This is a genomic window from Aquimarina sp. AU474 (assembly GCF_900312815.1).
GTDB lineage: Bacteria > Bacteroidota > Bacteroidia > Flavobacteriales > Flavobacteriaceae > Aquimarina.
Map to the genome: position 1 here is coordinate 232581 of NZ_OMPE01000007.1, position 22528 is coordinate 255108.

The window sequence follows — 22528 nt, forward strand, 5'->3', positions numbered from 1 at the left end:
TACATCTATTCTGAGGTTCGATATTTTTACAAACAGTACCTGTACTTAAACAATTTACTTTACCACAATGTAAACACAGTAATCAAAGAGATGTTTGTATGATAATCATACGTATACTTTTCTACTTAAAAAATTGCATCTTCATCAAATTCACTATCTGTTCCTCTATTATGATGTTAAGCAAGTATTGGGTTTTACAGCAGTAGAAACGATACTATTTTTGTTAGTATAAAATTCAATCATATAGCAATGGAGAAATTAAAAGCCAAAATTGAAAACATGAATTGGCAATTAGCAACAACATCACTACACGAAAAAGGTTATGCTATTCTTTCTAATACATTATCAAACGAACAGTGCAAAGATCTAGTAGAAAAATACAATGCAGAAAGTTTGTATCGAAAAACAGTAGTAATGGAACGATATCGCTTTGGTTTAGGTGAATATAAATATTTTGACTATCCTCTACCCCAAATTATTCAGACCATAAGAGAAGTTGTATATCCCAAATTAGTTCCTATTGCCGACCTCTGGATGAAGGTATTAAAGATAGATAAGTCATTCCCTAAAACTCATGAAGAATTACAATCGCTTTGCCATAGAAGTAATCAATTACAACCAACTCCTTTAATTCTAAAATATAGAAAAAGTGGTTTTAACACACTACATCAAGATCTATATGGTGATATTTATTTCCCCATGCAGGCGGTCCTGTTTTTAAATGAACCTAAAGAAGAGTACACTGGTGGTGAATTTGTACTCACTCAACAAACACCAAGAGCCCAATCTAAAGCCATAGTTTTACTACCAAAAAAAGGAGATATGCTTATTTTTACCACTAACTTTAGACCTGTAAAAGGAACCAAAGCACACTACAGAGTACATATGAAACATGGAGTTAGTGAAGTGACTAGCGGTGAACGACATACTTTGGGTATTATTTTTCATGATGCAACTAGCTAAACAATTAAAATAAATGGCAATAGAAAGCTTAATAGCACTACAGGTAACCAATAATGATTTATACAATACGTATAGAGAAAAAATGACTCCAATTTTATTAAAGCATAATGGTAGTTTTGGATATGACTTTAAAATTGAAGAAGTTCTTAAAGCAGAAATAAACAAGCCTATAAATCGGGTGTTCACCATTAAATTTAAGGATGAAATTGATATGGAATCCTTTTTTAATAATAAAGATTATTTGATGATCAAAGAAAAGTATTTTAGTACTTCGGTGGCCTCTGTTATTGAAATTGCGAGATACGAAAGAAACAATTAATTAGATTATTTTTTAATGATAAACCATTCAGAAATAAGTAATTTCGAGCTTTATCAAAAGATAAAACAACAAGAAATTGTTTACGCAGGAAATAGCAATCTTAAAATTTACGGAACTCTACATTGCAAATCAGGTAAACGAATGAAACAAGAAAACCGTGTGTTTTTTAAAACAATAGAACAAGCAAAAGAGCAAGGTTATAGGCCTTGCGGGCATTGTATGCGAGTCGATTATAAAAACTGGAAAGATGGACTTATTTAATCCCGACACAAACAAAAACATACTTCCTTTTGATGGTGAGGTACATTATTATGGAACCATTATTTCTATTAAAAAGGCACAAGAGTTTTATAATTTACTTTTAGAAAATATTGAGTGGCAAAATGACAAAGCCGTCATTTTTGGAAAAACCATTGTTACCAAACGTAAGGTAGCCTGGTATGCCGAAAAGCCATTTGAATATACCTATTCTAAAACAACCAAATCTGCTTTACCCTGGACAAAAGAACTGCTTGAGTTAAAAGAAATGGTAGAAAAGAAAACAGGAGAAACTTTTAACTCTTGCTTACTTAACCTATATCATAATGGAGAAGAAGGAATGGCCTGGCATAGCGATGGTGAAAAAGATTTAAAAAATAATGGAGCTATAGGTTCTTTAAGTTTTGGAGCAATACGTAAATTTTCGTTTAAACATAAAGAAAATAAACATCGAGTAGATATTGTTTTAGAAAAAGGAAGTTTATTAGTCATGAAAGGAACAACACAAACAAATTGGTTACATCGCTTACCACCAACCAAAAAAGTAACAACTCCAAGAATAAACTTAACATTTAGAACCATCGAACCTTAATAAGTTAAAAATTAGGGTTTTGACATTTAATTACTAAAAAAATAGAATTTTCATTTATGTAACACTTCAAACCTATTTTTTTCTAAATTCTTTCTTACGTTGTGCCAATTAAAAATTACTCCATCCATTACTATATATACTCCTTTTGTAAGAAGTTTTAAATGAGATATTGCATATTCTAAATTCTTTAAAGCATCAGTGTTTTTTTTTGTCCCTAAAACAAAAGCTCCAGTAAGCACAATGGTTTTATCTAGATTAAGTTTACCAAGATAAATTGCTGTTTCGGCCATTGTATAAGTTCCGTGAGTAATTAGAATTCTTTTATATGGTGAAACTTTTATTTTTTCTACTATTAAACTTCTATCATCATTAGTTATAAAACGACTATCTTTTCTAAACAAACTATCTAAAGAATATTTAAAATGAATTTCAGATGCATCTAAGAATTCCTTAATAGTAATTGAATTACTATGTGATGCCTGATTAGTTTCATTATAATCAAGCCCTTCAATCGTTCCACCAGTTGTGAATATCTGTAAACCCATCTTCTTAAATTTTAAATAAATACTTACACAAAAAGGTTATTAATAAATCAATAAAACTAACATTTATTATATACAATCTTATTACAATTTAGTAAACTATATTAGCTCCCAACTTTACTATTCCGGTCACTTTTTTGTAGTAATAAGGATTATGCCATTACGCCCTCTATCTCTGTCTTCTACTTTGTTTTAATCATTCTCTATAATTCTATTATCTCATGATTTTGTCGTTTTACATTCTTCGTATTATATTCTATTTATAGATTAATTCAATATTATATTTGGTATTAAGCTCTAAAATGGAGCGTTCCAAAATAGAATATTGGACATCACTTTGGTTTAATATTTCAAGTTCTTTTAATCTTATTTCCTCCTCAGAATAAGATGGACAATAAGCTTGGGCTTCCATATTACTCATACCAAAATGGAAACCTTCTAACGGATACGTTTTATATACATTTCGTTTGATTCTTTCTTGGATATTATTTTTGATCGAATCACAGTTTAAGATTAGGGATATTTTCACATTATTGTTAACCAGAAAAAACTTCATTCTAACCTCAAACTCTTTGTATGGATCAATCTTTATAGGAGATAGAATTTTTTTGTTTTTTGAAATATATGAAACATTAGAATTGAATAACCCTAACTTTTTTAGTATAATATTCTTTATAGCACTTAAATCATGTATATCCTTTATTTCAATTACTAGTTTTTCCATCGGTTTTTCAAAATAAAAATCTCAACTTAAAGACAAGTTCTACCAGTAGTAAAACATATTTAAAGGAACCAACAACTAATTTAGCATAAAATTAGGAGGCTTAGCTAAAATTTTAAATTATTTAAAATGTTTAATATTTTTTATAAATAGTTAAACATTTTGTATTTTTATAGAGCCTTATTGCAAAAAATAAATATGTAATCAAGATGTTTGGAATATTTAAAAAGAAATCTGAGAAAGAAAAACTAGAAGTTCAATACAAAAAGTTATTGAAAGAAGCTCATAGTCTATCTACCACGAATAGAAAAATGAGCGATCAAAAAGCTTATGAAGCCGAAGAAGTGATGAAACAACTTGAAAAGTTAATCTAATACACTTTAATGAAAAACAAGATAGAAGATAAGAAACCAGATAGTGTAGTTTATAATCCAGAAACGCAAAAATATGATGCTGCCCTGAAACCTTATGCAACTTCGGTAGGTGCACCTTTAATTACCGCCACAGATACCATTGCCTGGAAAAATAGAAGTATCAATAAAGTAAATCACAAAGTCCAAACTAAATACTTAGAATTAAAAGCCGAGTACGATAAAATGATGCAGGAGTTTGAATATAATAAACTCATTTTTAGTGCAAAATTTAGTTTTGAACCTATCATTGGTGAAATATATCATTTATATAAAAGAGAAAGCGGAGAAACCTTTTTATCCATTATTGGACCCGAACAATGTAATTTTAATACACTAGGTAGTTTTTATCTAAACGTAGACCAAATATGGGAAAAGATATAGTCCTATTATGAAAAACATCAAAGAATTAAGTCCTAGAGCTCTGGATCGTATTATAGAGATGGCCTGGGAGGATCGAACACCTTTTGAAGCTATTTTGTTTCAATTTGAACTATCTGAAAAAGATGTGATACAACTAATGCGGAGCAATCTAAAAGAATCGAGTTTTAAACGTTGGCGTAAACGCGTGAATAGTGGTGTGAGCCAGAAACATTTAAAAAAACGCAATCCAAATATCAATCGTTTTAAGTGTTCTCGCCAAAAAGCAATTTCGGGAAACAAAATAAGTAAACGATAAATACTATTAATTAAACATCACGATCCATATTCACTAGATTTAATGATTTATACTAAAGAAAATATACAACAACTTGACCGTATCACTAGATTAAAGATTATCAATTCAGTCTCAGGAATAAAGCCTGCAAATCTTATAGGCACTATTAATCAACAAGGACAAACTAATCTTGCTATATTTAGTTCTGTAGTTCACTTAGGAAGTGATCCTGCCCTTTTGGGGTTCATTTCAAGACCTCAAACACCAGAAGTTGGTCATACGTATCGCAATATTCAAGAAAACAATTATTATACAATTAATCACATTCATCCCGAATTTATAAAAAATGCGCATTACACCTCTGCCAAATTTGAGGCAGATATTTCAGAATTTAAACGCTGTAATCTTTCCGAAGAATATATTAACAATTTTAAAGCTCCATTTGTAAAAGAGAGCACTTTTAAAATAGGACTATCCTTTAAAGAAGCTATTGACATTAAGTATAATGGTACCATTTTGGTTATTGGTGAAATCGAACAACTCATACTCCCGGATATTGCCATTATTGAAGACGATATTGATTTAGAAGCTACTAATAGTGTCGGAATTTCAGGGTTAAATAGTTACTATTCGTTAACCAAGATCGATAAACATCCTTATGTACGAGTAAATCAAGTCCCAGAGTTTTAACCCCAAAAACTTTGCAAAGAAAAACAACAAGAGCCTCTTAAAATAGCCCGATATATATAATTAATTTAGATTATTATTCATTTTTTGAGCAACAAAAAATTGAAACCACTTTGTTGTAGTGTATTGTATTTTTTAAGATCAAATTGATACAAATACGCTCCTTTTTTTGATGAAGACTTATCCTTCTCTGTGGTTTTATTTAATAAATCCAAGGAAAAAAATTTCTTTCTAAAGTTTCTTGTATCGAGTTTTTTCTGAAAAATTTCTTCATACAATGACTGTAGTTGCGGTATTGTAAACCTATGTGGTAATAACTCAAAACCAATAGGATAAAATTGCACTTTATGTCTTAAATGCTCTAAAGCATCAACCACCATCTGATTATGATCCAGAACCAAACTAGGTAAACTATCTACGGCAAACCAAAATGCTCCATGTTGCTCTACCAATTCTTTATCATACTCTTCAATCTTTATTAAAGCATATTGAGAAATAGATACACAACGTGCTCCAGGATCGCGATCCACTTTAGAATATGTCTTCAACTCTTCCATAAAGATATCATCCAGCCCTGTAATCTCTTTTAATACTCGTTTTGCGGCCTCATTAGCATTTTCCTCTTCTTGAATAAAGCTTCCTATCAAAGACCATTCTCCTTTTAGAGGCTCAACTGCTCTTTTAAAAACTAATAGCTTAAGAACACCTTGATCAAAGCCAAAAATCACACAATCTACTGCTACAAATAGCCTTTCTCTACCTCTATACCATTTATTCCCTTCTAGATTTTGCATAAAATTCAAGTTGTTTTAAGACAAATATAATAAATGTAAAAAATACATTTATTATATTTGTCTTAAAAATACTACTATAGCATGTTTACAAAAGACACTTTTGAACCTGAGCTAATGGTATCCTCCCCGGGAAGAATCAATTTTATGGGTGGGCATACGGATTATAATAATGGTTTTGTTTTACCAACGGCAATCGACAAAAAGATTAAGTTTAGTTTCAGGAAAAACAAAAGTGATTCTACGTGTAACTTTTACACCAAGGATTATGATAAGTCATTTACTGTAAACCTGAACAACATTTCTCCTAGTAAAGAAAATTGGGAGAATTATATATTAGGCGTTCTTGACCAACTACAACAGAGGTCAGAAAAAATAAAAGGTTTTGACTGTATATTCGAAAGTGAATTAGCTATTGGTTCTGGTCTAAGCTCTTCTGCAGCTCTAGAATGCGGTATTGCTTACGGAATAAATGAATTATTTAATTTAGGAATTTCAAAAAAAGACATTGTAATACTATGCAGAGATGCAGAACATAAGTACGTAGGTACAAAATGTGGACTTATGGATCAATATGCATCCGTATTTAGCGAAACAGATAAAGTCCTATTTCTAGATTGCCAATCTATGCAGCATACGATGATTAATATGCATTTATCTGATTATAAGATCTTGATACTAAATACTAATGTTTCTCATAACCTGTCTACAAGCGAATATAATATCCGTAGAGAACAATGCGAAAAGGGTGTTTCTATTATCCGCAAAACTTATCCTTCTGTTCTTTCACTTCGCGATGTTACATTAGAGATGCTTACAACTGTAAAAACTCAATTACCTACTGTGATTTTTGAGCGATGCCAATATATATTAGAAGAAAACAAAAGAGTTCTTGATGCCGTAACTTATCTAAAAAATAATAAAATAAAAGAATTCGCAAGTCTATTATATCTATGTCATGAAGGACTTAGACATAAATATGAAGTGAGTTGTCCCGAACTTGATTTTTTGGTTAATTACTCACTTAACAAAGAATATGTTCTTGGATCAAGAATGATGGGAGGAGGATTTGGTGGTTGTACTATTAACATTATCAAAAAAAATCATATCGATAATTACATAAACGAAGTAAGTATAGCCTATAAAAACCGATTCGATATAGAATTAAAAGCTTTTCAGGCTAACCCCAGCAAAGGTACTTCCCACAGCATTTCATAGATAAAAACCAATATTCAAATTTTTAATTTAAAAGATTTAAGAATGAATGAAAATCCACATAGAAGATATAACATATTAACAGGAGAATGGGTATTGGTGTCACCACATAGAACCAAACGACCTTGGCAAGGAAAAACCGAAATCTCTTCTACCCAAAAAAGAGAATCCTATGATGAGAACTGTTACCTCTGCCCCGGAAATACAAGAGCTAGTGGTAGTTCAAATCCCAAATATACAAAGCCACACTCCTTTGTCAATGATTTTTCGGCTTTGTTAGTTGATATCAAACAAGAAAACTATGAAGTTGGCTTATTAAAAGGTAAATCTGAAAGAGGTATTTGTAAAGTAGTATGTTTCTCTTCGGATCATTCGTTAACATTACCCTTAATGGCTGTAAATGACATACAAGATGTTATTCGTTTATGGAAAAAGGAATATATTGAATTGGGACAATTACCCTACATCAATCATGTCCAAATTTTTGAAAATAAAGGAGATGTCATGGGGTGTAGTAATCCTCACCCACATGGCCAAATTTGGGCTCAAGAATCTATCCCGGAAGAAATTTTGAAAAAGACAAAACATTTTTCTGATTTTTGGAATAAAAACAACAAAAGTTTATTACAACAATACTTGGAGCAAGAACTTGAATTAAAAGAACGAATTATTATCGAAAATCAACATTTTGTAGCCTTAACTCCGTATTGGGCTATCTGGCCATATGAAACAATGATTCTTCCGAAAAAACATCTAACTAACATATCCGAATTAAACAATGATGAAACATTGGCTCTTGCGGATATCATCAAAAAATTAACTACCAAATACGATAATTTATTCAAAACTAGTTTTCCATATTCGGCTGGAATTCATCAAGCACCTACCGATGGGCAAGAACATCAAGAATGGCACTTTCATATGTCTTTTTATCCACCTTTATTAAGATCATCAACTATTAAGAAATTTATGGTGGGGTATGAAATGTTTGCCGACCCACAAAGGGATATTACTGCCGAATTAGCTGCTAAAACTTTGGAATCTTTACCCGAAACACACTACAGTCAATCCTAATAGAAAAGTCACTCCTTTATTTTTTCAACATGCCCTAAGATGACTGTATATTCAGATTTAGAAGTTTTGGTAAGTCGATGTAGCTCGGTACCATCTTTTTCAACAATAAAAAGATCTATATTATCTGTAATCGTATTAAGAAAATTCAAAGTACTGATCATTATGCGACCATGACACTTTAAAAATCCTGTAATAAATTATGAAGCATCAGGAAATGACATTTGAATACTCTCTCAATTAGGAACCTTATATTTTATATATTGATAAATTATCCCCTGAAAATTTATTACGGTTTTACGCATTTTGAATTACAAATGATTTTGTAACTTTAAAAGATATATACCTTAAATCTATGCCTTTCACTCTAAAGCAATTTGGGATTTTAACTGAAAAAACATTGCTTTTTCTTTTCATCATGAAAAAAGATGGACAAGTAATCGCTTTCAATAATAGATGTAAAGTATTATTCCCTAATGAATGTGATAGAATAAAGGGTAGGTACATTACTGATTTTGTTATTGATGAAGATGTTCCTATTTTTATTAAAACTATTTCAAAGTTATCTCTGGAGACCCCGATAGTTAATGAATCTTTTACTTTTCCTTTAAGTAAAACCGGTGTATTATCCTTAAAATTTGATTTCACATTGCATAATGATTTGGTTTATGTTACAGGAATAGACACTACTGAAGAATATAAAGAGCACAGAGCCTTAATAACGATTTCTAAACTTACCAAAACTGGAGCTTGGTATTTTGATGTTATGAACCAAGAAATGTATTGGACCAAAGGGTGCTATCTCATCAAAGAACTTGATCCTGATACACCTATGACGAGAGATCTTGGGGCCAGTTTTTATCCCAAAGAATCTAGAGATCGAGTTGAAAATTACTTGAGTACATTAATCCAAAATAAAGAACCTTATGAGTATACAGAAAAGATAATAACTCATAAAGGAAATGAAAAATGGATAAAAGTTGTTGCACAACCAGTCATCTATAGAAACGAAGTGGTTTATGTGAACGGAACCATTGCGGATATTACTGATCGCCATAATTATGTAGAAAAATTAAAATACAATGAAGAAACAAAGCATCTAGCTTTAAAAGGTATACAATCTGGATTATTTGATCATTTTATTGATAAAAAAGAAGTTTTTTATAGTGAGGCCTTTAAAAAAATGCTTGGATTACCCTTAGATACTCATATTGTTCCTGAGCAGGAATTTAGAGAAATGATACACCCTGATGATATTGACAAAGCCTTAAAAAAGCATAAAAATAATTTAGAAAAAGACGGGAATCATTATCATAATCAATATCGTCTTCGAGGAAAAAAAGGAAAATATCGATTTTATGAAGTTCATGGATTTAAAAGAAAAAATGAAAAAGGAGAAACGGTAAGAATGGTTGGAAACTTGATTGACGTTCACCAAAAGAAGCTAAGTAAAAAAACCATTGAAGAAAGTAAAAAGAGACTTATAGCAATGGTTAATAATGGTATGGATTATATCATTTTATTAAATACCAAAGGAGAAATTTTGATGGCAGATGAGGATTCATTAAAAATAATTAAACGTGATTTTGATGTAGATCCAACAGGATCTACTTCCCTATTTATTGATGTAATGCCCGTTAACTTTAAACCATCTTTTGCTGATAATTTTAATGAAGCTTTAAAAGGGAATACAATAAAAAAAGAAATTGAAAGAGTAACTCATAATGGAACCAATCAATGGTTAGAAACAAAGTATATTCCTATTCTGGATGATGCATCAAAAGTGGATTCTGTTTTAATCACTTTTCATGATATTACCGAGGAGAAACTTGCAGAACTAGCAATTAAACAAGCCCATATCAAAGAACATGAATTAAGCGAATTAAAATCAAATATTTTATCAAACCTTAGTCATGAGATAAGAACACCATTAAATGGAATTATTGCTATTAGTACGCTCCTTCAAACTGAAGAAAATCCAGAAGAACGTATTAAATTAACGGAGTATCTTAAAGAAAGTCAAGATCGACTATTTGATACTCTTAACACCTTGGGAGGTTTTAGTGAAATAGAAAGTATTCAAAAAAACCTTAATTATTCTGAACTAGACATCAATTATGTAGTAGAAACTTCGTTTAGAGAATACAGGCATCTTGCTAATGCAAAAAAATTAGAGTACACTTTGGACCTTGATGAATCCTGCCCACAAGCCTCTATAGATGAAAATCTTTTTAATACTGCCCTTAATAATATCATACATAATGCTATAAAATATACTATCGACGGAAGCGTACAAGTAAAAATTAAAACCAAGCGATCTAAAAAAAATATTTATATTTATATTATAGATACTGGTATAGGTATCGATAAAGATAACTATCAAAAAATATTTGACCCTTTTGTACAAGAGAGTATTGGTTTTAGTCGAAAGTATGAAGGAACAGGTATGGGCCTTAGCCTTTCTAAAAGATACATAGAGATCTTAGGAGGTAGTATTAAGGTAAAAAGTAAGTTAGGAAAAGGTACAGAGTTTATAATTATAATTCCAAAATGCGTATGAATGTACTCTACGTTGAAGACAATAAAATAAATGCAATGGTTATGGATAAAATGTTATCCAAGAGTAATTCTAATGTTATTATTGCAGAAAACGGTTCACAAGCTTTAAAAGTAGTCAAAGAAAAAACTCTTGATCTAATTCTTGTTGATATAAATCTTGGACTAAATCAGATGGACGGTTGCGAACTACTACAGCGGTTTCGAAAACTAGACATTCTAAATAGTATTCCTGTTTTTGCGGTTACCGCGTATGCCATGCCCGGAGATGAACAACGTTTTATCGACTTAGGTTTTGATAAATACTTTTCTAAACCAGTAAATTTTGACAAGTTATTGGCAGTTATTTCTGCGATAGGTGTAAGTTAAGGATATCATTACGTATTCTCTCTCTTTTATTTTTCAAATGACTACACTATAGTTAGTAATATTTAAAATGACACATCCCTTAAGACAACATATAGAAGAGATCATCAGTCTTACTGATGAAGAATTCGAATTTATTCTAAGTCATTTTCAACAAATCAAAAAACGTAAGCATCAGTATGTTGTACAGGAAGGGGAAATTGTTAACAAAGAATACTGGATCGTAAAAGGGTGTTTAAAAAGCTATTTTATTGATGATAATGGAAAAGAGCATATACTTCAATTTGGTATGGAAAACTGGTGGATTACCGATTATGAATCTTTCGTAAAACAAACTAAGTCTAAAACATCTATAGATTGTATAGAAGATAGTGAGTTGTTGTATATAACTTTTGAAAATCGAGAAATACTTACAGCCAAAATGCACAAAATGGAGCGTTTTTGGGCAAAAAAAAGTAAAATCGGTCGGATTGCCCTCCAAAACAGGGTTTTATCATTATTAAAGAACTCTACTAAGGAGCAATATGATGCACTTCTCAACCAGTACCCTAAACTCTTTCAGCGCGTTCCTAAAAAAATGATTGCCGCGTATTTAGGTGTTTCTAGAGAAACACTTAGTAGACTAGATTCTTAACTCCATCACTTCTATTTTTAAGTAATGTGATATACATCACTTCAAAGAAGTGACAAACCTCCTTCCTAATATTTTCATTTCAAATCATCTTTGTATAACTATTAATTTAATAAAAAAGTTATGCCATACATTAATATTAAGGTTACTGACGAACAAGTGACGAAAGAGCAAAAACGTCAATTAATAGAGGGAGCTACCCAGCTCGTTGTTGACGTACTTGACAAAAACCCAAAAACAACTCATGTGGTTATTGAAGAAATACCAATCGAAAACTGGGGAGTTAATGGAACACAATATCTAGGAACCGAAAAATAAAAAAATGAAAAATAAAACAGTTATTATTACAGGTGCTTCTACCGGAATCGGAAAAGAAATTGCTAAGTACTTTATAGCTCGAGAAAGTAATGTTATTATGAACTCTTCTAATGAAGTGAACTTAAAACAAGCTTATGAACAACTAGGCAAACCTGCTAATGCTATGTACTTAGCTGGAGATATCAGCAAACAAGAAACAGGGCAAAAACTTGTGAATTTGGCCTTAGAAAAATTCAAATCCGTAGATGTTTTGATCAATAATGCAGGTATATTTTCCCCCAAACCTTTTTTAGACGTTGAAGAAAGTGAATTAGATCTGTATTGGAATGTAAACCTAAAAGGAACATATTTTACATCTCAAGCGGTCATCCCTCAAATGATAAAACAGCAAAATGGTGCTATAATAAACATAGGAACCGTTTTAGTAGATCATGCTATTGATGGATTTCCAGCAACTGCTCCTTTAACAAGTAAAGGCGCTATACATTCTTTAACTAGACAATTAGCCGCAGAATTTGGAAAAAACAATATAAAAGTAAATACCATAGCTCCGGGGATAATAAGAAGTCCACTACAAGGAAAAATCGGTATTGAAGATGCTGATAGCTTGGCAGCATTACATTTATTAAATAGAATTGGAGAAGCAAACGAAATTGCTGAAGCTGCATACTATTTGGCAACAGCCAATTTCGTAACAGGAGAAACTATTAACGTAGCAGGCGGGCATACCGTTGGGCATGCAATCTAAAAAAACAAACTATGTATAAAGAGAATATAAAAGAAATTGAGAGTTTAATTATCCGTTATTTTGAGGGAATCTTTCATGGAGACACAATCAAACTTGAAACTTGTTTTCATGAAAATGTATATATCTATGGAGATATCAAAGGTGTCGATTATACCAAAAGTATTAATGAATATCTTGAAGGAGTAAAAAGTAGGCAAAGCCCTAAAGATTTGAAAGAAACATTAAAAATGAAAATTATAGGAATCGATATTATGGGCAAAATCGCCATGGTAAAATTGCATGTGCCTATGTTGGGGTATAACTATTACGATTATTTATCCTTAACAAAAATAGATGATAATTGGAAAATTGTAAATAAGATTTTTACCCATGTAGAATAAATAAACAAACAGTTACTAAGAATGTATAAAAGTAATAGCAGTACGAATCGATTCGTACCGCTATTACTTTTATTTTAAATTATATTATCTAATTTGGGCAAACTTTATACCCAATTCTTTTTCTAGGTCTCGAATTACTTTGACTTCTAATTTTGTGATTAAAGCCAATGATATACCTGTTTTCCCAGCTCTAGCTGTTCTACCACTTCTATGTGTATAATAATCTACTTGATCGGGTAATTGGTAGTGAATCACAAAAGATAAATTTGCAACATCTATCCCTCTAGCGGCTACATCGGTGGAAACCAATAAACGTAACGTTTTATTTCTAAATGCGCGCATCACTTTATCCCTTTCTTTTTGAGTCATTTCTCCTTCTAATAGGCCAACATCATAGTTTTTGGCTTTTAATTGCTTAGAAAGTGTTCGGGCGGCTACTTTAGTTTTCGTAAAAATTATACCTCTATTATCCTTCTCCGTTTTAAGAAAATATGTTAATGTATCTAATTTACTGGATTCATCACCTACCACAAATTGGTGATCAATTCCTTTATTTACGGCATCATCCTTATCTATTGTTACTCGCTCTGCATTTTTATGAACATAATCATTAATAATATCATTCAAAGAATGTGGTATTGTAGCCGAAAAAAGCCAAACGTTTCTGTATCCTTTAGTTTTGCTCAATATAGTAGTAAGATCTTTTTTAAACCCCATGCTCAACATTTCATCAGCCTCATCCATTATCAATGTATCAATTTTAGAAATATCTACTACTTTTCTTTCTATCAAATCAATAAGTCTTCCAGGTGTAGCAACAATTATATGAGTAGGTCTATTTAATCTCGAAATTTGTATTTCAATCTTTTCTCCTCCGTAAACTGATTCGGTAAAAATTTTATCAGTGTACTTCGTAAATTTAAAAAGTTGTTTTGCTATTTGTTGACCAAGCTCTCTTGTAGGGGCTAAAATTAAAGCTTGGATATGTTTTTTATTCGTATCTATTCGTGACAACAAAGGAATCCCAAAGGCAGCAGTTTTACCAGTTCCAGTCTGGGCTTTACCAATAAAATCAGTTTGATTATTCATAAGAACAGGTATTGCCTGTTCTTGGATTTTGGTAGGAGTTATAATTCCCATTTCTTTAAGACCTTTATTAAGATCTTTAGGTACTCCTAATTCTAAAAATGTCATAATTGCCAGATTTAAGCTGCAAAAGTAATTGAATAAATCAATAACCCGTCTTAATCTACCAAATAAGTAACATCAGTAAATCTTATTCTAACAAGAAATACTCATAAAGTAACCGAAAAGTTGTTTTTTAACGCTCAATCCTCTTTTGTGAAAATGTAATTCGTTCATACAAAATCCACCATGACAATTAAAATCGGCACCTTCATCAGAAGTAATAATATCTAATAGTGTTATATCTGATTTGTGATCATGATCTGTATCAGTATATAAATGAATGTACTCAGATTTTTCTGTCAAATAACCGTAAGAAAATTCCTTATTGTTTTTTAAGTCAACACTTTTAAAAGATGGTATATCATTAATCGACAGGTTAATCTCGTGATCGTGATCAACATGATTAAAGTTTACAGTTGTAGTCTGTGCCTTTCCGAAAGTAAAGGCTAGTAAAAAAGCTAGTAAAGAAAGGTTGTGTAGAAGTTTAGCCATACGTTAAATTTTAGATTTGAGGTTAATTAGATTATGTTATAAAAGTACCTAAATTGATAAAAAATAGTTAATACCTCTTATCAATATTCTTTTAAAACGTCGACAAAGTACACATATAATCGTCAAGAAGCAACTTAATTTGGGTTTTTAACATATTTCAGAAGAAATACTCTCTATTTTTTACCGTATCACCACAAAACTGAATAAAAAACAGTTCAAAATAGTTTAGGGCCATCAGATAAATGAGCCGGTAAGTTTAGTTTTGTATCCATAGATTCATTCAGCTTATCAATGAAATAGCTGGATAATAAAGGTGATTCTTTCTCTATGTTTTGATGTACAAAAAAATGAACTTTATTAATTCCCTGTTTTTTCCATACTACTAACCGTTTTATCCAATCATCAAGTCTAGAGTAATCCGTTTCATGATTTGCTCCCACATATCTCACGAATGCTTCATCGTTGGTTAAGTGCATATGTAATAAATCTCTTCTTCCGGCCGAGTCTGTAATAATATTAGCAATATTATTATCCTGTAGGAGGCTATACAATTCATTAGCTACAGCTTGATCATTAAACCAATCGGTATGTCTAAATTCTACTGATAATCTTATTTCTTTTGGCCATTTTTCAATAAAACGCACTACCCTGTCAAAATATTTAGGAGCAAAATTAGCTGGCATTTGTAAAAATATAGTCCCCAATTTTTCTTTAAGATGTATTGCGTTTGCCAAATATGCATCTACATATGGCTGTACATCATCATTAAGTCTTTTAAAATGAGAAATGTTTTGTACTAATTTTGGAAAGAATTTAAAATTCTCTGGTGTTTTATCATACCATTTTTTAAACTGATCCTCAGGGAAGATTCGATAAAAAGTAGCATTAAGCTCAATACTATTAAACTGTCTCGAATAATATTCTAGCTCATCTTTGGTTCCTCTGGGATAAAAACCTTTTAAATCTTGTTTATTCCATTTGGCACACCCTACATAAACAGATAATTCGCCATTATCAGAATTTTGAAGGACCGATTTCGTGTTTGGATGATCTTCGGGTAACGAAAAATCTATATCTTCTGGGTGCTCTACCTTACCAAATTTCATATAATTTATTTAAAAGATTATTAAGTCCTAACAAAAATAGGATTTATAAATAACTTATAGTTAGCTTAAAACTAGCATAAACTAGAGTTGTTACATTGATATATTTATAATGCGGTCTTTCATTTTCGATAACTCGTTTATTGTTTATAAGTAGTTTAAAACTCTAATATGAGTAATGAAATTTGAATACAACTATTAAGTATTTTTAGTAAACCTTCTTTATTATGGAAAACAGGGAATCAAATTTATTGGCAATACGTCCAGAGTTATTAAATGCGAGAGTTTCAGAAAACATGTCTAATGACGAGCAATTTCAGAACAAAACCATAAGGCCAATTATAAAATTACAAGGCAATTTACTTATTGAAGTTTTCAAAAATTACATTAAAAAAAGAAAGAACACCTTTTACGAGCTTACTCTTGAGAAAAAATTGGATTTTATAGCAAATGCCGTCCAGAAGGATATGAAATTCAGGAACAGCCTTAAAGGTATGATCATCGGTCAATTTACCGTGGAAGAATACCTTGTCTATACTCAAAATTCATCGGCGCTAAATAAACGAATGATGAATATTGTTAGAGAACGTTTACAAGACAGCATTCAGGTTTTGGAATATAAAGTGGCTTAGTATAACCAAAAAAAATAGCCTATACTATTGATTTTTAAGATATGATAGCACATTATCTTCGATTCGTGTAGCTACCGATGAAACATCTGCTTTAGTAAATGATGTGCCGGTAATACTTTCGTACAATTCTATGTAACGTTCTGAAACTGAAGTAATATATTCTTCATTCATTTCGGGGATTCGTTGCCCTTCTTTACCTTGAAATCCGTTAGTAATAAGCCATTGTCTAACAAATTCTTTTGATAATTGTTTTTGAGGTTCTCCTTTTTCCTGTAAATCCTCATATCCATTAGCATAAAAATATCGCGAAGAGTCAGGAGTATGAATTTCATCAATCAGCACGATTTTACCGTCTTTCGTTTTTCCGAATTCATATTTTGTATCTACCAAGATAAGTCCTCGTTCTGCCGCTATCTCTGTTCCTCTTTGAAAAAGTTTACGTGTATAATCTTCAAGGATTAAGTAATCTTCTTCAGAAACAATACCATTGGATAAAATCTCTTCTCTAGAAATATCTTCATCATGTTCTCCATTATCGGCCTTAGTAGAAGGTGTTATTATGGGCTCCGGAAATTTATCATTTTCTTTCATCCCGTTAGGCATATCCACTCCACACAATACTCTTTTACCCACTTTATATTCTCTAGCAGCGTGACCAGACAAATACCCTCTAATAACCATTTCAACCTTAAAAGGTTCGCAAAGGTGCCCAACAGCTACATTAGGATCAGGAGTTGCAATAAGCCAATTTGGTACTAAATCCTGAGTAGCTTCCATCATTTTGGTTGCTATTTGGTTTAGTATTTGGCCCTTAAAAGGAATTCCTTTAGGCATTACTACATCAAAGGCCGATAAACGATCGGTAGCAATCATCACCAATAGTTCATCGTTTATATTGTATACTTCTCTTACTTTTCCTTTATAAACAGATTTTTGATTAGGAAAATTATAGTTTGTATCTACTATTGTATTCATGTGTTACTATGCAAATTCATAAGTGACTTTGGTTACTATTTAGTAATTCGTATGTATAAATAATTACTGTTTTTAGACACCATCACTTACTTTTCTTTAAAATTTATCCGTTTCTATTTTCGATTTCTTTATAGGCCGAAATCACCTTCTTCACAAGCTTATGACGTATTACATCTTTATCATCCAGATAAATCATTCCGATTCCTTGGATACTTTTTAAGACTAACAAAGCTTCTTTTAAACCAGAAGTTACTCTTCTTGGTAAATCTATTTGCCCAGGATCACCTGTAATAATAAACTTTGCATTTTTCCCCATACGTGTTAAGAACATTTTCATCTGGGCATGGGTGGTATTTTGAGCTTCATCTAGTATTACGAATGCATTGTCTAAAGTTCTACCTCTCATAAATGCCATGGGAGCGATTTGAATCACTCCTTTTTCGATAAAACTGTCCAATTTTTCATTAGGAATCATATCTCTTAAGGCATCATATAAGGGTTGCATATATGGATCCAGTTTTTCTTTTAAATCTCCTGGTAAAAATCCCAGATTTTCTCCTGCTTCGACTGCTGGTCGGGTAAGAATAATTCGTTTTACTTGTTTTTCTTTAAGCGCTTTAACAGCAAGGGCTACCCCTGTATACGTTTTTCCTGTACCAGCCGGTCCAATAGCAAAAACCATATCGTTCTTATTACAAGATTCAACTAGTTTACGTTGATTAGCGGTTTGGGCCTTAATTAACTTGCCTCCTACGCCATGAACTAATGTTTCTCCACTATTTGCAGATGTTTCATAGTCCTCCTTACTTTCACTGGTAAGCACCCGCTCAATTACATTTTCATCCAGTTTATTATATTTTCCAAAATGTTCTAAAAGCATATTAAGACGCATATCAAACTCTTCGAGCATGTCTTCGTCTCCATATACTTTCATCTTGCTACCACGTGCAACAATTTTTAGCTTTGGGAAGTATTTTTTTAATAATTGAATATTGCTATTCTGAAGTCCGAAAAACTCTCTCGGATTAATCTCTGTTAGTTCAATAATGAGTTCATTCAAAAGCTATACGTATTTTAGTATGAATTGTTTTTTGGATTGACTAAGTTTGCTAAAGTTATTCAAGATATTTTGGGGAAAAAATAGAAATTGAAAATAGATCAAATTACTATAAGATCGCACTGCCGTTTACATAAAAAAACACGGTATTTTCTTTTATTTTAACACACAAAGAAAATCTTTATATAACTTGAAACAAATTTACATATTTTTAAGCGCTTACAAGTAAAAGATATTAACAATTATTGTTCATGCCGATTATTACGTTAACTACAGATTTTGGAATCAAAGATCATTTTGTGTCTGCGGTTAAGGGAGCAATCTACACTGAATTACCAGATGCCAAAGTAGTTGATATATCCCATGAAATATCTCCTTTTCATATTACCGAGGCAGCTTACATCATTCAAAATGCATATAAAAGTTTTCCAAAAGGTAGTATTCATATTATAGGTATTGATAGTGAGCTTAATCCCGAGAATAAACATATTGCGGTAAAATTAGATGATCATTATTTTATTTGTGCCAATAATGGATTAATCTGCTTGATCACATCTGAATTTAATCCAGAAAAGATTGTTGAAATAAATATTCATGATGCCATTGCGACTAATTTTCCTGTATTAGATGTATTTGTTGTTGTAGCATGTCATATTGCGCGTGGAGGAACACTGGAAGTAATAGGAAAAACAATTAAAGAAACTAAAACCATTAAAGGGATTACCCCTATTGTTAATCTAGGAGACAAACAAATCGTTGGTAGTATAATTTATATAGATAACTATGGAAATTTAGTTACAAATATCACTCGTAAACTTTTTGAGAAAATAGGAAAAGGTAGGACGTTTAAGATAACAGCCAGAACAGCAGTTTTTGAGCGTGTTTATGACCGATACAGTGATGCAATTAATTTTGAAATTGAAAAAGGTAAAAGAGAAGAAGATGGCAAAAAGCTAGCTATTTTTAACTCATCTGGTTATCTAGAACTCGCCATTTATAAAAGTAATCCCAAAACTGTGGGAGGTGCTTCTAGTCTTTTTGGATTACATTATCGCGATACGGTAAGTATTAATTTTGAATGAAATGATAATAAGAATAGTAAAAATGGGATTTATCCCAGATCAAATAGAAGCTTTTCTCGAAAATTTTGAGCAAAACAAAACTAAAATAAGAAATTTTGAAGGTTGTAGCCATCTTAGATTATTAAGAGATACATACCATACAAACCAATTTTTCACATATAGTCATTGGGAATCTGAAGAACATCTCAATAACTATAGAAACTCTACGTTATTCAAAGGAGTTTGGGCGAATACCAAAAATAAGTTTAATCAAAAACCAGAAGCTTGGAGTATAGATGAAGTAAGTAGTTTGTAGTTTTTTATATCAAACTAAAATTTATACCTAAAAACCTTATATTAAATATGCTTGCATTAATTAGAAAAGAGATTAGCACTTTTTTTTCCTCTGCCTCGGGATATCTCGTTGTTTCGATATTTTTGATTCTTAATGGACTCTTTTTATGGGTTTTTAAAGGGCAATACAATATCTTGGATAGTGGCTTTGCTGATCTTTCTCCTTTTTTCCAGATTACCCCGTGGATATTATTATTTCTTATACCGGCAGTTACTATGCGTAGTATTGCCGAAGAAAAAAAACAAGGCACTCTCGAATTATTAATCACTAAACCTATTCGATACTGGCAATTAATTTGCGGGAAATATTTAGGAAGCTTGTTACTAATTGTTATTTCACTAATACCAAGTTTATTATATGTTATAACAATTAATACTTTAAGTAAACCTACGGGCAATATTGATATTGGTAGTACCATTGGATCATATATTGCAATACTTCTATTAAGTGCCGCATATACTGCTATCGGTATATTCTCATCAGCTATTACCAAAAATCAAATAATCGCTTTCTTATTAGCTGTATTCCTATGTTTTCTTTGTTATTATAGTTTTAGTGAGCTTTCTGATTACAACATCCTAGCATCTACTGAGTATAGTGTTGATCAATTTGGAATGCAATTTCATTATGATAGAATTAGTAAAGGGATTATTGACACACGAGATATATTTTACTTCATAAGTATTATTGCTTTATTTATTATCCTAGCCATTTTAACAATTAAAAAAGGAAGTAAAAAGATGATGATAAAACCTATTATCATTACTCTTGTTGCTGTTTTATCCCTCAATCTATTAGGAAACTCTTTTTACAATAGATTTGATCTTACTCATGATAATCGTTTCACCTTGTCTGAAGCTACCAAGGTTTTAGTTTCTGAAGTAGATACTCCTATTGTTATTGATGTATTATTAAAAGGTGATTTTCCTTCAGAGTTTAGACGTTTACAACAAGAAACGGCACAACTACTTGAAGAATTCAATGCAATAAACCCGAACATTAAATACATTTTCACCAATCCCCTCGAGGAGGAAGTTTTAAGATCGGAGACTATCTCAGAGTTGCAACGTTTTGGACTTACACCTATGGAAGTAAGTGTGCAGGAAAGTGGAAAAACTGAAATTGAAACTATTGTGCCTTGGGCACTCATGAGTTATGGAAACAAAAGTGTAAAAGTTCCTTTAATTAAAAATAATATAGGAGCAACATCGCAAGAAAGAGTAAACAACTCTATACAGCAATTAGAATATGCTTTTGCAGATGGACTTACTAAATTGTTACACCCAAAAAGACATAAAATTGCAGTTTTAAAAGGTAATGGTCAGTTGCCTGATATTATGATTGCCGATTTTATTAAAACGCTTCAGGACTATTATTTTGTTGGCGCTTTCACATTAGATTCAGTCTCGGGTAATCCCGAAAAAACGCTTAATGATCTTCAAAAATTTGATATGATCATTAATGCAAAACCAACCCAAGCTTTTTCCGAAAAAGAAAAATACGTTTTGGATCAATTTATCATGAAAGGCGGTAAATCCATCTGGTTAGTAGAATCGGTTGCTATGGAAATTGATAGCCTTATGAATCCCGAAGGGACTTCTGTAGCATTAATGCAAGATTTAAGATTAGGTGATGCATTATTTTCGTATGGCTTACGGGTAAACCCTGTGTTGGTCAATGATTTATATTCGGCTCCATTAGTACTCGCCTCAGGTCAAGGTGAAAATACGCAATTCACTCCTTATCCGTGGTTTTATGAATCTTTAACCAAAAGTAATAGTAATCATCCAATAGTAAAAAATACGGAATCCGTAAAATTTGAATTTGCAAATCAGATAGATACGCTCAAAAACAATATTCAAAAAACTATTTTACTTACCAGTTCAAATAATTCGAAATTAGAAGGTGTTCCTAAGGAAATCAAACTAGACATTATTAGACAAAAACCAGATGTTAGCAGTTATAGCGAAGGTCCTCAAAATCTGGCAGTATTATTAGAAGGCGAATTTAAATCCACATATAAAGACAGAATTAAACCTGTTAAAATAGCATCACATAGCGATCAAAGTGTGCCTACAAAAATGATAGTGATTGCCGATGGAGATGTTATTAAAAATAAAACTAGACAAGGGCAGCCAATTGAGTTAGGTTTTGATCCATACATGAATTTAAAATATGGTAATAAAGAATTCTTACTCAATTCTGTTAATTTTCTATTGGATGATTCTGGTTTAATTGAGGTGCGAAGCAAAGAAATTGAAATACCATTTCTTGATGTTGAAAAAGTTGTTTCTAATAAAACTTTTGTACAAATACTTAATATTTTAGGGCCTTTAGTTCTATTGGGAACTTTTGGTTTTGTGTTTTTTATGGTCAGAAAGAAAAAGTATATTAAAGCGGGTTAAAATTCTATTTTCTATATTTGATATAGAAAGCCTA

29 protein-coding genes are annotated in these 22528 nt (G+C 31.4%); 20 read left to right on the forward strand and 9 right to left on the reverse strand.

Annotation, left to right across the window (positions count from 1 at the left end; translation table 11 throughout):
- The first annotated feature begins 249 nt into the window (after positions 1–249).
- The 4 genes from DK508_RS07705 to DK508_RS07720 are packed head-to-tail and all read left to right on the forward strand — an operon-like array spanning position 250 to position 2132.
- Positions 250–963, forward strand: coding sequence for a 2OG-Fe(II) oxygenase (locus tag DK508_RS07705; RefSeq protein WP_109300164.1), 714 nt, complete (start codon positions 250–252; stop codon positions 961–963).
- 13 nt (positions 964–976) lie between these two features.
- The gene (locus tag DK508_RS07710) at positions 977–1282 is read left to right on the forward strand and encodes a DUF1330 domain-containing protein (protein ID WP_109300165.1); all 306 of its coding nucleotides are present in this window, start codon (positions 977–979) and stop codon (positions 1280–1282) included.
- Positions 1283–1297: 15 nt separating this feature from the next.
- Positions 1298–1543: an Ada metal-binding domain-containing protein gene (locus DK508_RS07715; RefSeq protein ID WP_109300166.1), complete on the forward strand. Its 246-nt coding sequence runs from the start codon at positions 1298–1300 to the stop codon at positions 1541–1543.
- Positions 1530–2132 (forward strand): alpha-ketoglutarate-dependent dioxygenase AlkB, encoded by a 603-nt coding sequence (locus DK508_RS07720; protein WP_109300167.1) that lies wholly within the window; start codon positions 1530–1532, stop codon positions 2130–2132. Before DK508_RS07715 ends, DK508_RS07720 begins: the two co-directional genes overlap by 14 nt.
- Positions 2133–2182: 50 nt before the next feature.
- Here DK508_RS07720 and DK508_RS07725 read toward each other — a convergent pair whose 3' ends face one another.
- Together DK508_RS07725 and DK508_RS07730 are read right to left on the reverse strand one after the other, a co-directional pair.
- On the reverse strand, positions 2183–2677 hold the full coding sequence (locus DK508_RS07725; protein WP_109300168.1) for an asparaginase domain-containing protein: 495 nt from the start codon (positions 2675–2677) through the stop codon (positions 2183–2185).
- A 253-nt stretch (positions 2678–2930) separates the two neighbouring features.
- Entirely contained in the window at positions 2931–3398 is a 468-nt protein-coding gene (locus tag DK508_RS07730; protein ID WP_109300169.1) for a hypothetical protein, read from the reverse strand.
- A 206-nt stretch (positions 3399–3604) separates the two neighbouring features.
- Here DK508_RS07730 and DK508_RS07735 point away from each other — a divergent pair, with 206 nt between their 5' ends.
- Genes DK508_RS07735 through DK508_RS07750 form a run of 4 tightly spaced genes read left to right on the forward strand, consistent with a single transcriptional unit; the run spans position 3605 to position 5153 of the window.
- Positions 3605–3769, forward strand: coding sequence for a Lacal_2735 family protein (locus DK508_RS07735; protein WP_109300170.1), 165 nt, complete (start codon positions 3605–3607; stop codon positions 3767–3769).
- A gap of 9 nt (positions 3770–3778) precedes the next feature.
- On the forward strand, positions 3779–4189 hold the full coding sequence (locus DK508_RS07740) for a DUF2452 domain-containing protein (RefSeq protein ID WP_109300171.1): 411 nt from the start codon (positions 3779–3781) through the stop codon (positions 4187–4189).
- Between the two features lie 7 nt (positions 4190–4196).
- Positions 4197–4484 (forward strand): TIGR03643 family protein, encoded by a 288-nt coding sequence (locus tag DK508_RS07745; RefSeq protein WP_109300172.1) that lies wholly within the window; start codon positions 4197–4199, stop codon positions 4482–4484.
- Positions 4485–4526: 42 nt separating this feature from the next.
- Positions 4527–5153, forward strand: coding sequence for a flavin reductase family protein (locus DK508_RS07750; protein WP_109300173.1), 627 nt, complete (start codon positions 4527–4529; stop codon positions 5151–5153).
- A 77-nt stretch (positions 5154–5230) separates the two neighbouring features.
- Here the strand turns inward: DK508_RS07750 and DK508_RS07755 are convergent, their stop codons facing one another.
- On the reverse strand, positions 5231–5944 hold the full coding sequence (locus DK508_RS07755) for an NUDIX domain-containing protein (protein WP_109300174.1): 714 nt from the start codon (positions 5942–5944) through the stop codon (positions 5231–5233).
- Between the two features lie 81 nt (positions 5945–6025).
- Here DK508_RS07755 and galK point away from each other — a divergent pair, with 81 nt between their 5' ends.
- Together galK and DK508_RS07765 are read left to right on the forward strand one after the other, a co-directional pair.
- Positions 6026–7159: a galactokinase gene (gene galK, locus DK508_RS07760; protein ID WP_109300175.1), complete on the forward strand. Its 1134-nt coding sequence runs from the start codon at positions 6026–6028 to the stop codon at positions 7157–7159.
- Between the two features lie 42 nt (positions 7160–7201).
- On the forward strand, positions 7202–8230 hold the full coding sequence (locus tag DK508_RS07765) for a UDP-glucose--hexose-1-phosphate uridylyltransferase (protein WP_109300176.1): 1029 nt from the start codon (positions 7202–7204) through the stop codon (positions 8228–8230).
- An 8-nt stretch (positions 8231–8238) separates the two neighbouring features.
- On the opposite strand, the gene DK508_RS21060 is transcribed toward DK508_RS07765, so the two are convergent.
- Positions 8239–8379 carry a hypothetical protein gene (locus DK508_RS21060; RefSeq protein WP_160114599.1) on the reverse strand — a complete coding sequence of 47 codons (141 nt, stop codon included), beginning with the start codon at positions 8377–8379 and terminating at the stop codon, positions 8239–8241.
- A 203-nt stretch (positions 8380–8582) separates the two neighbouring features.
- On the opposite strand from DK508_RS21060, the gene DK508_RS07770 reads away from it, so the two are divergent.
- From DK508_RS07770 to DK508_RS07795, 6 genes are all read left to right on the forward strand, one after another.
- Positions 8583–10787: a PAS domain S-box protein gene (locus DK508_RS07770; RefSeq protein ID WP_109300177.1), complete on the forward strand. Its 2205-nt coding sequence runs from the start codon at positions 8583–8585 to the stop codon at positions 10785–10787.
- Complete coding sequence (locus DK508_RS07775; protein ID WP_160114600.1) at positions 10784–11152, forward strand: response regulator; 369 nt, start codon at positions 10784–10786, stop codon at positions 11150–11152. The genes DK508_RS07770 and DK508_RS07775 overlap by 4 nt, the downstream gene beginning before the upstream one ends.
- Before the next feature lie 67 nt (positions 11153–11219).
- Complete coding sequence (locus DK508_RS07780; protein WP_109300179.1) at positions 11220–11783, forward strand: Crp/Fnr family transcriptional regulator; 564 nt, start codon at positions 11220–11222, stop codon at positions 11781–11783.
- A 120-nt stretch (positions 11784–11903) separates the two neighbouring features.
- Positions 11904–12098 (forward strand): 4-oxalocrotonate tautomerase family protein, encoded by a 195-nt coding sequence (locus DK508_RS07785; RefSeq protein ID WP_109300180.1) that lies wholly within the window; start codon positions 11904–11906, stop codon positions 12096–12098.
- A gap of 4 nt (positions 12099–12102) precedes the next feature.
- The gene (locus DK508_RS07790; RefSeq protein WP_109300181.1) at positions 12103–12846 is read left to right on the forward strand and encodes an SDR family NAD(P)-dependent oxidoreductase; all 744 of its coding nucleotides are present in this window, start codon (positions 12103–12105) and stop codon (positions 12844–12846) included.
- 11 nt (positions 12847–12857) lie between these two features.
- Positions 12858–13226 (forward strand): nuclear transport factor 2 family protein, encoded by a 369-nt coding sequence (locus DK508_RS07795; RefSeq protein WP_109300182.1) that lies wholly within the window; start codon positions 12858–12860, stop codon positions 13224–13226.
- Positions 13227–13310: 84 nt separating this feature from the next.
- On the opposite strand, the gene DK508_RS07800 is transcribed toward DK508_RS07795, so the two are convergent.
- The 3 genes from DK508_RS07800 to DK508_RS07810 form a co-directional block, all read right to left on the reverse strand.
- Positions 13311–14420 carry a DEAD/DEAH box helicase gene (locus tag DK508_RS07800; protein WP_109300183.1) on the reverse strand — a complete coding sequence of 370 codons (1110 nt, stop codon included), beginning with the start codon at positions 14418–14420 and terminating at the stop codon, positions 13311–13313.
- A gap of 87 nt (positions 14421–14507) precedes the next feature.
- Positions 14508–14906: a hypothetical protein gene (locus DK508_RS07805; RefSeq protein ID WP_109300184.1), complete on the reverse strand. Its 399-nt coding sequence runs from the start codon at positions 14904–14906 to the stop codon at positions 14508–14510.
- Between the two features lie 215 nt (positions 14907–15121).
- Positions 15122–16012: a DUF72 domain-containing protein gene (locus DK508_RS07810; RefSeq protein ID WP_109300185.1), complete on the reverse strand. Its 891-nt coding sequence runs from the start codon at positions 16010–16012 to the stop codon at positions 15122–15124.
- A 224-nt stretch (positions 16013–16236) separates the two neighbouring features.
- Here DK508_RS07810 and DK508_RS07815 point away from each other — a divergent pair, with 224 nt between their 5' ends.
- Entirely contained in the window at positions 16237–16641 is a 405-nt protein-coding gene (locus tag DK508_RS07815; RefSeq protein ID WP_109300186.1) for a glyoxalase, read from the forward strand.
- Positions 16642–16665: 24 nt separating this feature from the next.
- On the opposite strand, the gene DK508_RS07820 is transcribed toward DK508_RS07815, so the two are convergent.
- On the reverse strand, positions 16666–17616 hold the full coding sequence (locus tag DK508_RS07820; RefSeq protein ID WP_109300187.1) for a phosphoribosylaminoimidazolesuccinocarboxamide synthase: 951 nt from the start codon (positions 17614–17616) through the stop codon (positions 16666–16668).
- Between the two features lie 103 nt (positions 17617–17719).
- Positions 17720–18676 carry a PhoH family protein gene (locus DK508_RS07825; protein ID WP_109300188.1) on the reverse strand — a complete coding sequence of 319 codons (957 nt, stop codon included), beginning with the start codon at positions 18674–18676 and terminating at the stop codon, positions 17720–17722.
- A 248-nt stretch (positions 18677–18924) separates the two neighbouring features.
- Here DK508_RS07825 and DK508_RS07830 point away from each other — a divergent pair, with 248 nt between their 5' ends.
- Genes DK508_RS07830 through gldG form a run of 3 tightly spaced genes read left to right on the forward strand, consistent with a single transcriptional unit; the run spans position 18925 to position 22494 of the window.
- Positions 18925–19755, forward strand: coding sequence for an S-adenosyl-l-methionine hydroxide adenosyltransferase family protein (locus tag DK508_RS07830; RefSeq protein ID WP_109300189.1), 831 nt, complete (start codon positions 18925–18927; stop codon positions 19753–19755).
- A 1-nt stretch (position 19756) separates the two neighbouring features.
- Entirely contained in the window at positions 19757–20050 is a 294-nt protein-coding gene (locus DK508_RS07835) for a putative quinol monooxygenase (RefSeq protein ID WP_109300190.1), read from the forward strand.
- A gap of 47 nt (positions 20051–20097) precedes the next feature.
- Complete coding sequence (gene gldG / locus DK508_RS07840) at positions 20098–22494, forward strand: gliding motility-associated ABC transporter substrate-binding protein GldG (protein ID WP_109300191.1); 2397 nt, start codon at positions 20098–20100, stop codon at positions 22492–22494.
- The last annotated feature ends 34 nt before the right edge of the window (positions 22495–22528 follow it).

Excerpts from the sequence above, each read along its gene's own strand:
- DK508_RS07705 (WP_109300164.1), top strand. The coding sequence starts at position 250 with ATGGAGAAATTAAAAGCCAAAATTGAAAACATGAATTGGCAATTAGCA.
- DK508_RS07710 (WP_109300165.1), top strand. The coding sequence starts at position 977 with ATGGCAATAGAAAGCTTAATAGCACTACAGGTAACCAATAATGATTTA.
- DK508_RS07715 (WP_109300166.1), top strand. The coding sequence starts at position 1,298 with ATGATAAACCATTCAGAAATAAGTAATTTCGAGCTTTATCAAAAGATA.
- DK508_RS07720 (WP_109300167.1), top strand. The coding sequence starts at position 1,530 with ATGGACTTATTTAATCCCGACACAAACAAAAACATACTTCCTTTTGAT.
- DK508_RS07725 (WP_109300168.1), bottom strand. The coding sequence starts at position 2,677 with ATGGGTTTACAGATATTCACAACTGGTGGAACGATTGAAGGGCTTGAT.
- DK508_RS07730 (WP_109300169.1), bottom strand. The coding sequence starts at position 3,398 with ATGGAAAAACTAGTAATTGAAATAAAGGATATACATGATTTAAGTGCT.
- DK508_RS07735 (WP_109300170.1), top strand. The coding sequence starts at position 3,605 with ATGTTTGGAATATTTAAAAAGAAATCTGAGAAAGAAAAACTAGAAGTT.
- DK508_RS07740 (WP_109300171.1), top strand. The coding sequence starts at position 3,779 with ATGAAAAACAAGATAGAAGATAAGAAACCAGATAGTGTAGTTTATAAT.
- DK508_RS07745 (WP_109300172.1), top strand. The coding sequence starts at position 4,197 with ATGAAAAACATCAAAGAATTAAGTCCTAGAGCTCTGGATCGTATTATA.
- DK508_RS07750 (WP_109300173.1), top strand. The coding sequence starts at position 4,527 with ATGATTTATACTAAAGAAAATATACAACAACTTGACCGTATCACTAGA.
- DK508_RS07755 (WP_109300174.1), bottom strand. The coding sequence starts at position 5,944 with ATGCAAAATCTAGAAGGGAATAAATGGTATAGAGGTAGAGAAAGGCTA.
- galK (WP_109300175.1), top strand. The coding sequence starts at position 6,026 with ATGTTTACAAAAGACACTTTTGAACCTGAGCTAATGGTATCCTCCCCG.
- DK508_RS07765 (WP_109300176.1), top strand. The coding sequence starts at position 7,202 with ATGAATGAAAATCCACATAGAAGATATAACATATTAACAGGAGAATGG.
- DK508_RS07770 (WP_109300177.1), top strand. The coding sequence starts at position 8,583 with ATGCCTTTCACTCTAAAGCAATTTGGGATTTTAACTGAAAAAACATTG.
- DK508_RS07775 (WP_160114600.1), top strand. The coding sequence starts at position 10,784 with ATGAATGTACTCTACGTTGAAGACAATAAAATAAATGCAATGGTTATG.
- DK508_RS07780 (WP_109300179.1), top strand. The coding sequence starts at position 11,220 with ATGACACATCCCTTAAGACAACATATAGAAGAGATCATCAGTCTTACT.
- DK508_RS07785 (WP_109300180.1), top strand. The coding sequence starts at position 11,904 with ATGCCATACATTAATATTAAGGTTACTGACGAACAAGTGACGAAAGAG.
- DK508_RS07790 (WP_109300181.1), top strand. The coding sequence starts at position 12,103 with ATGAAAAATAAAACAGTTATTATTACAGGTGCTTCTACCGGAATCGGA.
- DK508_RS07795 (WP_109300182.1), top strand. The coding sequence starts at position 12,858 with ATGTATAAAGAGAATATAAAAGAAATTGAGAGTTTAATTATCCGTTAT.
- DK508_RS07800 (WP_109300183.1), bottom strand. The coding sequence starts at position 14,420 with ATGACATTTTTAGAATTAGGAGTACCTAAAGATCTTAATAAAGGTCTT.
- DK508_RS07805 (WP_109300184.1), bottom strand. The coding sequence starts at position 14,906 with ATGGCTAAACTTCTACACAACCTTTCTTTACTAGCTTTTTTACTAGCC.
- DK508_RS07810 (WP_109300185.1), bottom strand. The coding sequence starts at position 16,012 with ATGAAATTTGGTAAGGTAGAGCACCCAGAAGATATAGATTTTTCGTTA.
- DK508_RS07815 (WP_109300186.1), top strand. The coding sequence starts at position 16,237 with ATGGAAAACAGGGAATCAAATTTATTGGCAATACGTCCAGAGTTATTA.
- DK508_RS07820 (WP_109300187.1), bottom strand. The coding sequence starts at position 17,616 with ATGAATACAATAGTAGATACAAACTATAATTTTCCTAATCAAAAATCT.
- DK508_RS07830 (WP_109300189.1), top strand. The coding sequence starts at position 18,925 with ATGCCGATTATTACGTTAACTACAGATTTTGGAATCAAAGATCATTTT.
- DK508_RS07835 (WP_109300190.1), top strand. The coding sequence starts at position 19,757 with ATGATAATAAGAATAGTAAAAATGGGATTTATCCCAGATCAAATAGAA.
- gldG (WP_109300191.1), top strand. The coding sequence starts at position 20,098 with ATGCTTGCATTAATTAGAAAAGAGATTAGCACTTTTTTTTCCTCTGCC.